General features: G+C 71.0%; 9 protein-coding genes and 1 riboswitch. Of the genes, 6 read left to right on the plus strand and 3 right to left on the minus strand.

The features are described from left to right. Positions 1-23: 23 nt before the first annotated feature. The 5 genes from glmU to Q6348_RS06245 all read left to right on the plus strand — a co-directional run bounded on the left by glmU (position 24) and on the right by Q6348_RS06245 (position 5,793). On the plus strand, positions 24-1,604 hold the full coding sequence (gene glmU, locus Q6348_RS06225; protein WP_304600436.1) for a bifunctional UDP-N-acetylglucosamine diphosphorylase/glucosamine-1-phosphate N-acetyltransferase GlmU: 1,581 nt from the start codon (positions 24-26) through the stop codon (positions 1,602-1,604). Continuing rightward, positions 1,601-2,584: a ribose-phosphate diphosphokinase gene (locus tag Q6348_RS06230; RefSeq protein ID WP_304600437.1), complete on the plus strand. Its 984-nt coding sequence runs from the start codon at positions 1,601-1,603 to the stop codon at positions 2,582-2,584. Before glmU ends, Q6348_RS06230 begins: the two co-directional genes overlap by 4 nt. Before the next feature lie 242 nt (positions 2,585-2,826). Next, positions 2,827-3,459, plus strand: coding sequence for a 50S ribosomal protein L25/general stress protein Ctc (locus Q6348_RS06235; RefSeq protein WP_304600438.1), 633 nt, complete (start codon positions 2,827-2,829; stop codon positions 3,457-3,459). 49 nt (positions 3,460-3,508) lie between these two features. Beyond that, positions 3,509-4,102, plus strand: a complete 594-nt coding sequence (gene pth, locus Q6348_RS06240; RefSeq protein WP_304600439.1) for an aminoacyl-tRNA hydrolase — start codon at positions 3,509-3,511, stop codon at positions 4,100-4,102. A 155-nt stretch (positions 4,103-4,257) separates the two neighbouring features. Beyond that, the gene (locus tag Q6348_RS06245) at positions 4,258-5,793 is read left to right on the plus strand and encodes a sugar transferase (RefSeq protein ID WP_304600440.1); all 1,536 of its coding nucleotides are present in this window, start codon (positions 4,258-4,260) and stop codon (positions 5,791-5,793) included. A 60-nt stretch (positions 5,794-5,853) separates the two neighbouring features. Here Q6348_RS06245 and Q6348_RS06250 read toward each other — a convergent pair whose 3' ends face one another. Next, positions 5,854-7,914 carry a right-handed parallel beta-helix repeat-containing protein gene (locus Q6348_RS06250; protein WP_304600441.1) on the minus strand — a complete coding sequence of 687 codons (2,061 nt, stop codon included), beginning with the start codon at positions 7,912-7,914 and terminating at the stop codon, positions 5,854-5,856. 17 nt (positions 7,915-7,931) lie between these two features. Continuing rightward, a riboswitch (cyclic di-GMP riboswitch) is annotated at positions 7,932-8,007 on the minus strand. 393 nt (positions 8,008-8,400) lie between these two features. Next, positions 8,401-9,933 (minus strand): right-handed parallel beta-helix repeat-containing protein, encoded by a 1,533-nt coding sequence (locus Q6348_RS06255; protein ID WP_304600442.1) that lies wholly within the window; start codon positions 9,931-9,933, stop codon positions 8,401-8,403. Between the two features lie 312 nt (positions 9,934-10,245). On the opposite strand from Q6348_RS06255, the gene Q6348_RS06260 reads away from it, so the two are divergent. Next, positions 10,246-11,307: a glycosyltransferase gene (locus Q6348_RS06260; protein ID WP_304600443.1), complete on the plus strand. Its 1,062-nt coding sequence runs from the start codon at positions 10,246-10,248 to the stop codon at positions 11,305-11,307. A 2-nt stretch (positions 11,308-11,309) separates the two neighbouring features. Here Q6348_RS06260 and Q6348_RS06265 read toward each other — a convergent pair whose 3' ends face one another. Further along, a complete protein-coding gene (locus Q6348_RS06265) occupies positions 11,310-12,047 on the minus strand; it encodes a right-handed parallel beta-helix repeat-containing protein (protein WP_304600444.1) in 738 nt (245 codons plus the stop codon). Positions 12,048-12,138: the final 91 nt, after the last annotated feature.

Here is a 12,138-nt window from a genome sequence, read left to right on the forward strand (position 1 = left end):
CTGGTGAACCGACGGGAGTCCTGGTGACCGCTGTCCGCCCCGCCGCCGTCGTCGTCCTCGCCGCAGGCGAGGGCACCCGGATGCGGTCGGCCACACCCAAGGTGCTGCACACGCTGGCCGGGCGCAGCATGCTCGGGCACGCGTTGGCCGCCGCCTCGGCCCTGCAGCCCGACCGCCTCGCCGTCGTGGTGCGGCACGGGCGCGACCAGGTCGCCGCGCACGCCCGCGAGCTCGAACCCGGCGTGCTGATCGCCGACCAGGACGACATCCCGGGGACGGGGCGCGCCGTGCAGTGCGCGCTGTCCGCGCTGGACGCCGCCGCGGCTGCGGCTGCGGCCTCGTCGGAGGCCGGCGAGGACGTCGTCTCCGGGCCGGTCGTCGTGATGGCCGGTGACGTGCCGATGCTCGATGCGGAGACGCTCGCGGAGCTGCTGGCCGCGCACGTGGCGGACGGCAACGCCGTCACGGTGCTGACCACCGAGGTCGACGACCCGACGGGCTACGGCCGGGTGCTGCGTGCCCCGGGCACGGGCGAGGTGCTCGGGATCGTCGAGCAGCGCGATGCGACGGTCGAGCAGCGCGCCGTCCGGGAGATCAACTCCTCCACGTACGTGTTCGACGCCGCGGTGCTGCGCTCGGCGCTCGGCCGGCTGGGCCGGGACAACGCGCAGGGCGAGGTGTACCTCACCGACGTGCTGGGGATCGCGCGGGCGGACGGTGGCGCGGTGCGCGCCGTCCAGGTCGACGACCCGGTGCTCGTCGAGGGCGTCAACGACCGGGTGGCCCTGGCCCGTCTCGCGGCGGAGATGAACAGGCGGATCCTGGTGGGCTGGATGCTCGACGGTGTCACCGTGGCGGACCCGGCCACCACGTGGGTGGACGTGGACGTCGAGCTCGAGCCCGACGTCACCCTGCTGCCCGGTACCCAGCTGCTCGGGTCCACGAGCGTGGCGTCCGGCGCCGTGGTCGGCCCCGACACCACGCTGCGCGACGTGATCGTGGAGGCCGGTGCCCAGGTCGTGCGCAGCCACGGCACCGGGTCGCGGATCGGTCGGCGCGCCGTGGTCGGGCCGTTCTCGTACCTGCGGCCCGGCACCGACCTGGGCGAGAGCGGCAAGATCGGCGCCTACGTGGAGACCAAGGCCGCGACGATCGGTGCGCACTCCAAGGTCCCCCACCTGTCCTACGTCGGCGACGCCACGATCGGGGAGCACTCGAACATCGGGGCCGGCACGATCTTCGTCAACTACGACGGCGTCACCAAGCACCACTCGACGGTCGGCGACCACGTCCGCATCGGCTCGGACAACGCCCTGGTGGCGCCGGTCGAGATCGGCGACGGCGCCTACACCGGCGCGGGGTCGGTGATCCGCCGGGACGTGCCGGCCGGCGCCTTGGGTGTCAACACCGCTCCGCAGCGCACGATCGACCGTTGGGTCCTGCGCCGGCGGAGCTCCAGCCCGTCGGCCACCGCGGCCAGGGCGGCGCTGGGGGAGAGCGAGGAGGGCGAGGTCGCGCTCGCCCCGCAGGCGATGGCCGAGCGGCGCTCGCACGCGAACCACACGGACCCTGGGACCTCCGACGAAGGGCAGCCGCGTTCATGACCGGGATCGTCTCGACAGACGGCGAGCGGCGGCTCGTCCTGATCTCCGGCCGGGCGCACCCCCAGCTGGCCGAGGACGTGGCCCGGGAGCTCGGCGTCGAGCAGGTGCCGACCACCGCGTACGACTTCGCCAACGGTGAGATCTACGTGCGGTTCGGCGAGAGCGTCCGGGGGGCCGACGCGTTCGTGCTGCAGAGCCACACCTCGCCGATCAACGAGTGGATCATGGAGCAGCTGCTCATGGTCGACGCCCTCAAGCGCGCGTCGGCCAAGACGATCACGGTGATCATGCCGTTCTACGGGTACTCCCGGCAGGACAAGAAGCATCGCGGCCGGGAGCCGATCTCGGCGCGCCTGATGGCCGACCTGTTCCGGACGGCGGGCGCGGACCGGCTGATGAGCGTGGACATGCACTCGGCGCAGACCCAGGGCTTCTTCGACGGGCCGGTGGACCACCTGTGGGCCATGCCGTTGCTGGTCGACTACGTGCGCACCCGGGTCGACCCGACCAACGTCGCGGTGGTGTCCCCGGATGCCGGGCGGATCCGGGTGGCCGAGCAGTGGGCCGCGAAGCTCGGTGGGTGCCCGTTGGCGTTCATCCACAAGACCCGGGACATCACCCGGCCCAACCGTGCGGTCGCCAACCGCGTGGTGGGCGACGTGGAGGGCCGCACGGCGATCCTCACCGACGACCTCATCGACACCGGCGGCACCATCGCCGAGGCGGTCCGGGTGTGCATGGCGGCGGGCGCCAAGGACGTCATCGTCGCGGCCACGCACGGGGTGCTCTCCGAGCCGGCCGCACAGCGTCTGACGGGCTCGGGGGCGCGTGAGGTCGTGGTGACCGACACGTTGCCGATCGCCGAGGAGAAGAAGTTCGACACCCTGACGGTGCTGTCGATCGCCCCGCTCCTGGCCCGTGCCATCCGCGAGGTGTTCGACGACGGGTCGGTCACCTCGCTGTTCGACGGCGCGAGCTGACCGGTCGCCCGCGCGACGCAGCCGCGCCGCGCTGGGCGGGTCTCGGCGCGTGCGCCGGCCCGTGCACCACCCGCTAGAATGCTGCGGTTGCCTCGGCGAGGGAGGGCGGGCGACTCAGGTCGCCACGGTCCTCGGATCGACCTCCGTGATCGACGCGGTGTGCTCCGTGCGCGCCCGCCGTCCCGCGCCGAGGCCCACCGCCTGCCGTCGGGGCCACCCCCCACCTACCGAAGGAACCCACCGTGTCCGACCTGAAGCTTCCGGCCACCGTCCGCACCGAGTTCGGCAAGGGCGCCGCGCGCCGGCTGCGCCGTGCCCACCTGATCCCCGCCGTGCTGTACGGGCACGGCGAGAAGCCGCAGCACATCACGCTGCCGGGTCACGAGACGATGCTGGCCCTCAAGCACCACAACGCACTGATCACCCTGGACGTCGAGGGCACCGAGGAGCTCGCGATCGCCAAGGACGTGCAGCGCGACCCGGTCCGTCAGGAGATCGAGCACGTCGACCTGCTGCTGGTGCGCCGCGGCGAGAAGGTCACGGTCGAGGTCACCGTGCACGTGGTCGGCGAGTCCGCGCCCGGCACCATCCACATGGTCGACGCCCAGAGCATCACCCTGGAGGCCGAGGCGACGCACCTGCCGGAGGTCATCGAGGTGTCGGTGGAGGGCCTGGAGGCCGGTACCCAGGTGCGCGGTGCGGACCTCGTGATGCCGGAGGGCGCCGTGTTCGCCGGCGACCCCGAGGCGACCATCGTCACCATCGCGATCCCGCGCGCCGAGGTCGAGGAGCCCGTCGAGGGCGCCGAGGGCGTCGAAGGCGTCGAGCTGCCCGAGGCCGAGGGCGAGGGCGAGGAGCCCGCCGACGAGGCCTGAGCGCCTGGTCACCTGGCTCCGCGGGCGGCGTCGGGGAGGAGGGTCGAGCGTGGCGGATCCGTGGCTGGTGGTCGGGCTCGGCAATCCCGGGCCCGGGTATGCCGGCAACCGGCACAACGTGGGTCAGATGGTCACCGCCGAGCTGGCGGCGCGGTCAGGCACCGCGTTCGGGTCGGACCGGTCGCGCGCCAAGGTCGCCGACGTGCGGCTGGGGACGCTGCCCGGGGGTCTGCCGGGGCCACGGGTGCTGCTGGCGCAGCCGACCACCTACATGAACGTGTCGGGCGGTCCGGTGGCGGCGCTGCTGCGCTACCACCGGCTGTCGCCCGAACGGCTGGTCGTGGTGCACGACGAGCTCGACGTGCCGTTCGGGGACGTCCGGCTCAAGGCCGGTGGCGGCGAGGGTGGTCACAACGGGCTGCGCAGCATCAGCCAGGCGATCGGCACCCGCGAGTACCTGCGGGTCCGTGTCGGCATCGGGCGTCCTCCCGGCCGCACCGACCCGGCCGACTTCGTGCTGTCGGACTTCTCCACGGTCGAGCGCAAGGAGCTGGCCTGGCTGGTCGACGCGGCGGCGGACGCCGTGGAGATGCTCGTCACGCAGGGCCTGGCCGCGGCGCAGCAGCGATTCCACTCACCCTGACGGAGCTGGCCGCGGCGCCCGGACCTGGCCAGACGGTCACGGTCGGATCACGGGCCGTGAGGAAGGTCCTGCCGAACGGGTGAAATCGGGCATAGGGGACATGCTGGGAGCAACCCGTCGCGATAGCCTCGGCGCGAGGTCATCGACGAGACGGGGTGAGTGCTGTGACGCTTGCGGTCGACGACTCCGCCCAGTGGCCCCTCGAGTCCGACCGTCGGGGGCTCGCGGTAGAACCCCGGCGCTCGTGGGCGTCGCCGCAGCCTGCTGAGCTGCGCGGCACACCGTTCAACGACTCCCGTGCGGCGGCCCGCCGGTGGCCGGTCGTGGCCCGCGGTCACCAGCGTCGCACGCTCGCGATCGACCTGGTCGTGGCGACGGCGGTCACCGTGCCGTTCCTCGTGAGCGTGCTCGGGTGGTCGTGGCAGGTTCCCCTGTTCACCGCGTGCGTCGTCGGGGGCCTCGTGGTGCTCGTCATGCTCACCCGGGGGTACGACGTCAAGCACCTCGGTGACGGGCCTGAGGAGTACCAGGCCGTCCTGCGGGCGGGCTCGTACGGCGCCGCCCTCGTGATCGGGCTGTCGTACGCCGGGCGGATCGAGGTGTCCCGGTTCCTGGTCTTCGTCGGGATGCCGGTCCTGATGCTCGCCCTCATGGCGGTGCGGTACGCCGGACGCCGGGTCCTGCACCGGGCGCGGGCCAAGGGCCTGTCGATGCGGAACACCCTGCTCGTGGGCACGTCGTCCGACGTCGAAGGGATCGCGCAGCGGCTCGCCTCGGCCACGTATCACGGGTACGACCTGTCGGGGGTGTGCCTGCCGAGCATCGACGAGTGCGACCGAGTCGCGGGGCTGCCCGTCGTCGGTGCGGTCGCCGACGTCGCCCAGGTGGTGGTCGACCGCGCGGTCGACGTCGTGGTGGTTGCCGGGCCGTCGCTGTCGCCCGAGGCCCTGCGGCGGCTGTCCTGGGCGCTGGACCGCGTGGGCGCGCAGCTGGTCGTCGTCCCGGGCCTCGTCGAGGTCACCGGGCCGCGTATCACGCTGCGTCCTGCCGCCGGGCTCTCCCTCCTCGAGCTCGAGGTGGCCGCGCCACGACGCCGCCTCGTCGCCAAGAGCGTCCTGGACCGCGTGGCCGGGATCTCGCTGATGATCGCCGCAGCGCCGATCATCGCCGTGGCCGCGCTGGCCGTCCGGCTGACATCCAGGGGGCCGGCGTTCTACCGCCAGACAAGGGTCGGCGTGGACGGCACACCCTTCACCATGTGGAAGCTGCGCAGCATGTACGTCGACGCCGATCGCCGCCGGGCGGCGCTCGCGGAGAGCAGCGACGGCAACGGCGTGCTGTTCAAGATGCGCGCGGACCCGCGGGTGACGCCGGTGGGTCGCGTCCTGCGCCGCTACTCGATCGACGAGCTCCCGCAGCTGCTCAACGTGGTGCGCGGCGACATGTCGCTGGTCGGCCCCCGGCCGCCGCTCGGCGAGGAGGTCGCCGCCTACGAGGACGCCGTGCACCGGCGGCTGCGCGTGCGCCCCGGGCTGACCGGACTGTGGCAGGTGTCCGGCCGCTCGGATCTGACCTGGGAGGAGTCCGTCAGGCTCGACCTGCGCTACGTCGACAACTGGTCCGTGACGATGGACCTGATGATCCTGTGGAAGACCGCGCGCGCCGTGCTGCGTGGGTCCGGGGCGTATTGAGCGTTGCCCACGCGAAGGGCCCCGGGCTGCCGGCCCGGGGCCCTTCGCGTGGGGTGGTGGTCAGCGCGTGATGGTGACGGGTGCGCCGTCGGTGAAGTAGTTGCCCGTCAGGGCCAGCCGGTAGCTGGTGTTGGGCATCTTGATGCCGCAGCTCGGGTAGATGGCGTGGCGGCCGAAGGTGTTGTCGGCCAGGCGCACGTTCTGCGGTGCGGTGGGCTGGTTCTTGATGTTGACCACGCAGGCGCCGTAGTCGAGGAGGTTGTTCTGGATGTCGAGGTCGGCGACCAGGCCCTGGTCCTCGGTAACCATGATCGCGGCGTTGTGGGATCCGGTGATCACGTTGTTGCGCAGGGTGATGTTGCGCCCGACCTGGATCTGCACGCCGTCGTCGTGGCTGGGCGTCCCGCCGTGGTTGGGGTCGTTGAGGAAGTGGGCGTTGTCGTGCAGCCACGAGTCAGTGATGGTGACGTTGTCGCCGTAGATGTGCACCTGGTCGACCACGCCGTGAATGTTCAGGCGGGTGGCGGTGATGTTCATGCCGCGCAGTCCGTCCTGGTAGGGCGAAGAGATCTCAGGAACGATCTCGGTGTCCTGCACCGTGGCCGAGTAGGCCGAGGAGGGCACGGTGATCAGGCCCCGGCTGTAGGTGGTGGGGGTTCCGCCGCGCACGATCGAGTTGCGGATCACGACATTCCTGGCCTTGACCACGACGTAGCCGTGGACGTCGAGCCCGTCCAGCACGGTGCCGTCCCGGGTCACCACGATGTCCCCGTCATGCCGGGTCAATGACGTACCGGTCGGAACCCCCGTCGTGCTCGGACCTGGGGTGACGGGCGCGGGCTGCGCCGGGGCGATCTCTGGGAGCGGGGAGCCGTCGCCCACGTAGTAGCCCTGCAGATCGACGAAGAGCCGTGTTGCGCCGGCATTGTTGTAGAGCGTCACCTGATTCCCACGGGGGCCACCGAGCTTGAGGACCGCGTTGTTCGCGGTGTCGGCGAGTGGACGGGGATTCAGCGTCGAGGACTCCCGGCAGTCGGCGAGCGAGGTACCGGTCGGGCAGGCCGAGACGTAGGAGGCTCCGGCGGCGGCCGTGGCGGTCACGTTGACGACGGCGGCGGTGGCTCCGGAAGGCACGTTCGGAAGTGTCACCGTGGTCGTCGCCCCGCTGCCCATCGCCGCGCCCGCGAGAACGCGCTGGGGCTGGACCTTCGCCAGGTTCGCGGAGCCTGCCGGCGCCTTGCTCGAGTCGACGAAGAAGCCCTCGACGTCCGCCATCAGGAGTGCGGTCCCGGAGTTGTTGTAGAGGCGGACCTGGTTCCCTGAGCCGCTCAGCTTGACGATCGCCAGATTGGCGACGTCGATCCCCGGATGCACGTTCAGGGAGGAGGTCGACGTGCACGACGACAGCGCCTGGCTGGCGGGGCACGCGGATACGAACGACAGCGCCGACGCATGGCTGCCCGTGAGATTCAGCGCGACGGCGACGGCTCCGGCCGGTGCCTCCGGGAACGACAGGGTGTAGTTGCTGCGAGCCCCGAAGGTCCTCGGCTGCATCGCCCGGTACGGCGTCGTGGGGATGAAGTCGCTACCCCCGGTCGTTCCCGCGGGCACGTAGTACCCCGAGATGTCGGCGACGAGTTGAACCGTGCCGACGTTGTTGTACAGCATCACCGAGTTCTTGGCGCTACCGCCCAGTGCGACCAGGGCGGCAGTCGCGGTGTCCACGCGGGGCGTTGGATTCAGCGCCGATGTCTGCCGGCAGGTCAAGACGGGTGTGCCGGCGGCGCACGCAGAGATGAAGGTGTTCGTGCTCGCCCGGCTTGCCGTGACGGTGAGCTGGACTGCGGTGGCCCCCGAGGGAAGTCCGGGGATGACCAGCGTCCTGCTGGTGCCGGCGCCGAAGGAGGTCGCAGACATCACCCTGTGCGGCGCCACTGGCACGAAGACCGCGTCGGCGGCCGTGGGCGTCGACGCCGACAGGGTCGTAGCCCGTGCCGGGGCGCCCGGCACGGCGAGCACCGACACCAGCGCGAGGCCGAGGGAGAAGACCGGGACAGCGACACGCCGCGCCGCCGCGAGGAGTGCGGATACGGCGGTGCGCCGCTGGGAGGGGTGGTTCACGCTTTCGCTCCGTCGGGTTCGGTAGCCTGGCGAGCCCAAGTGGGCCCCATGGCTTTGCGTCTCCGCCTCTCGGCGGGTTTGCCTTTTCGTCCACGGCAGCAGTTGCGCTCCTCGCGGAGTGCGCTGCCGCGAAGAGCAAATCAACATGCTCAGTACTGCTCGTGACATACGTTACAAGCGACACGCGGGTGATTTCATGCGCCTGTGAGGAAGATCACAGACGCATAAAGATCACCGCGGGGCAATTCGGACATATCCTTTCGAATCTGGCTCTTGCCTCGCCGGGTCCGGTGAGGTGTGCCGGGGTGCTCGAAGGGCGGGGGCGGCTCGCCGCGCCAGGCGCGGCCCAGCAGGTGAGTTGCTCGCGGTGCGCAGCTCGCTCCATTCTCGGGTCTTGATCGGACTGAGTTTCGCGGTCGGCCGCACCCGAATTCTGCAGCGTCGAGTATTCGCCGATTGTCTTCTTGAGTATTCGTGCGCAGATTCTCAGGGTGTGCGCCCAACCGGCGCCCCATCGGTGAATGCGTTGTTCGCCAGGTCGAGCTGGTAGGCGGCATTGGGCACCTTGATCCCGCAGCTCGGCCATCGGGCGTGCCTGCCGAAGGTGTTGCCCCGGATGCTGACGGCTGTAGGGGACGGCCCCTGGTCCTTGATGTTGACCACGCACGCGCCATCGTCGAGGAAGTTTCCCTTGACGACGAGGTTGCTGACGGGGCCCCCGTCCTGGGTGACCATCAGGGCGGCGTTGGTGGCACCTTCGAGGCGGTTGCCAGCGATCGTGATGTCGGTGCCGGTCTGGATCTGGATCGAGTCGTCGTGGCTGGGGCCGCCCCCGTGGTTGGGATCGTGCGCGAAGTGCGTGTTCCCGTGCAGCCAGGAGTTGGCGATCGTGACGTGGTCCCCGTAGAGGTGGGCGCCATCAACGACGCCGCGGATCTCTACCCGGCGCGCGGTGAAGCTCATCCCACGGATGCCGTCTTGCAGGGGCGACGAGATAGTCGGGGCCAGGGTGCTGTCCTCGATGGTGAGGCTGTACTGCGCCGAGGGCACGGTGACGAGCCCCCTGCTGCTCGTTCCCGGGGTGCCGCCGCGGATCACGGAGTTGCGGATCACCACGTCGCGCGCACGGATCGTCACATAGCCGCGGATGTCGAGGCCGTCGAGGAGGGTGCCGTCCTTGGTGATGACCATGTCGCCCTGGTGCACGGTGAGGTGTGTGCCTGCCGGGACGCCAACCGACCCGGCCTGCGGCGTCGGGGCCGGCGCGGGTGTCGCGGTCGGGCTGGGGGCGCTGGCGGTCGAGCCGCTCACGGGTGTACATCCGATGGTCCCGGTCGCCCCTCCGCTGGCGGCGACGACGCAGAGCTCGTGGCGCCCGGCGGGGACCTTCACGGCCCCGCGGAAGCCGGCCCGCGAGGACATCCCGGGGTACACCCGCGGGACGTCCGGGCGAGCGAGTCCTGTCGACGTGGTTCCGGCGGTCGCGCCGTCCAGGGTCAGGTGAACGTCGGCGTGCGCGTTGGCCATGAGCCTGTCGGCCCAGCCGCGCACGGCCACCGCACCGTCCCGGTCCACCGTGCTGTCGAGGTGCCCGACGACGCCGCTGCCCGGGTGCACCAGGGTCCGGCACCCCAGCCATCGGTCCGAGCCGGGGCCGACGTTCACGACCGTGGCGCAGACCGTGTGCCGCCCGGGCGAGGCGGGTACGACGACGTCGAATCCCTGGTGGCCACCGATCTGCGGGTAGACACGTGAGACGTCGGGCCGGGCGGCGCCCGTGCGGACAGCGGTCGTGGCGCCGTCCACAGTGACGTCGACCGTGACCGGGCCTGTGCTGTCGGCGTCGGCAGCCCAGCCCTGGAGTGCGATCCCCGTCCGGGTGAGGCCGACCTGGTCGACGTTGCCGATCGGGGAGGTGCCGACGGCTGCTGCCGCGGGGGCGAGGCCGACGAGCGCCAACCCGAGCGAGGCGGCTCCGGCCGTCAACGTGCGCCGGGGGGCTCGCCAGGTTCGCGGCATGCTCGGTCAACCTTCGTCTCGTGGGTGGATGATGCGTCCGGATGACCATGCATAACGGTTTGGTCACGAACAGGGGTTGACCGTAGGCGACGCCGAACGGCTTGCCAACTTCCGCTGACCCGTCCTGACCTGCGCGGCTGCCCAGGCCGAGCGGTCGCGACATCGCCAACCCGCAGGTCACGGCGCGGTCTCGGTTCACGCTCCCGATTCGTCCGATCGGGTGAATGTGACCATTCTCACTGGCGGGCCGCGGCGGCCCGCATCTCTAGGTTGGCATCGCGAGCGGACCTCGCTGCCCCTAGCCTTCGGGGCGTGCAGGTGACCTTCGACGGGTTCTGGTGGGCCGATGGACCGCTCGCGAACCGCACCGTCCAGCGAGAGCTGGTGCTGGCGTGGGCGGACGCGTTCCCCCAGGACGACCTCACCGTCGCGCTGCGGCATGGCGCCCCGGCCGACGATCTCCCCGCCCATGCGAGCATCGTCCGTACCCGGCTCTGGCCGCACGGGCTGTCGAACGGCGCGGAGCTCGGCGTCCTGGCGCGTCGGCAAGGGGCCGACCTCGTCATCGCGCACAACTACACGGCGCGTCACCCCCGCGCCGTGACCTTCGTGCACGACGCGATGTTCGGGGATCACCCGGAATGGTTCTCCCGACCCGAGCGCGTCTACTTCGCGCGGATGCTTCCGGGACTGCGGCGGGCTCGACTGACGGTCACATCGACGGCCACCGAGGCGAGGCGCATCGAGCGGCTCGCCCCGCACAGCGCCCCGGTTGCGGACATCGGGCTCGCGGTCTCGACCGCGCTTGTGGGCGCTGACGCGGTCCGTCCCCCGGATGTGCCGGACGACTTCGCCCTGACGGTCGGTCGCTTGAACGTCCGCAAGAACCTCGAGGCCGTCATCCGGGCTGCCGTGGCGAGCACGTCGGTGACGCCCTCCTCACCGCTGCTGGTGGTCGGTAGCGGTGAGCACTCGGGGGTGGGCGCGAACCTGCCGGACCAGGTGAGGCAGCACGTGGCGGAGGGCAGCGTACGGTTCCTCGGTCGGATTGCCGACGCGGAACTCGCGTGGCTCTACACCCACGCCGCCGTCACGCTGTGCCTCTCGCTGGACGAGGGTTTCGGCCTCCCGGCACTCGAGGCGGTGCAGTTCGGGTCACCGGCGGTCGTCAGCGACATCCCGGTGTTCGCGGAGACTGTGGGTCGCTACGCGCGTCTGGTCGACCCGCGGGCGGACGCGGCGGTGCTCGCAACGACCCTGGACAGCGCCTGGGGACACCACCCCGATCCGGCAGTCCGTGACCGCATACTCGCGCGGTACTCCTGGCGCCGGTCCGTCGAACGGCTGCGCGAGGCCGTGGCGCCGCTCGTGTGATCTCAGGCAGTACGGCCCACCGGCACCCCGTCGATGAAGAAGTTGCGCTGCAGCTCGAGCGGGTAGGTCGTGTTGGGTACCTTGATGCCGCAGTTGGGATAGACCGCTCCTCGACCAAAGGTGTTGTCGGTCAGGGCGACGCCCTGCGGGGCCGGACCCTGGTCCTTGATGTTCACGACGCATGTGCCGTCGTCCAGCCAGTTGTCACTGATGCTCAGCGAACTGACTCGTCCGGCGTCCTGGGTGAGCATGATCGCTGCGTTGTGCGAGCCGGAGAGGTCGTTGTGCGTGATCGTGATGCGCGCGCCGACCTGGATCTGGACGTTGTCGTCGTGGCTGGGCGCGCCGTTGCGCGTCGGGTCCTGGGCGAAGTGTGCATTGCCGTGCAGCCAGGAGTCCACCACGCGGACATCGGAACCTGTGATGTGGACCTGGTCGATGACGTTGGCGACCTCCACCCGCCGGAGCGTGAAGCCCGCGCCCTGGACCCCGTTGAGGTATGGGGACGCGGTCGACGCCACGATCGTTGAGTCGACGATCGTGGCCCCGGATCCCGCCTGGACGGTCACCAGCGCCGTCGGGCTGTTCACCGGCCTGCCGCGGATCACGCTGTCGCGGACCGTGACCCCGGTGGTCTCGATCCGCACCAGGCCGTGCACGTCGAGCGAGTCGATCACCGTCCCCGGTTGCGTGATCGTCAGGTCGCCCTGGTGCACGGTCAGCGAGGTGCCAGCAGGCACGCCGGTGTTCGTGGCCGACGGGCGGGAGCTGCTCCCGCTGCTGGGTGGTGGGCTGCTGGCCGATGGGCGCGGGGAGGGCGAGACCGCGGGG

Source organism: Actinotalea lenta (assembly GCF_030586465.1).
Taxonomy (GTDB): Bacteria; Actinomycetota; Actinomycetes; order Actinomycetales; family Cellulomonadaceae; genus Actinotalea; species Actinotalea lenta.

What these genes read in the sequence shown, in the direction of transcription:
- Q6348_RS06230 (WP_304600437.1), top strand. Translation starts at nt 1,601, where the DNA reads ATGACCGGGATCGTCTCGACAGACGGCGAGCGGCGGCTCGTCCTGATC.
- Q6348_RS06255 (WP_304600442.1), bottom strand. Translation starts at nt 9,933, where the DNA reads ATGCCGCGAACCTGGCGAGCCCCCCGGCGCACGTTGACGGCCGGAGCC.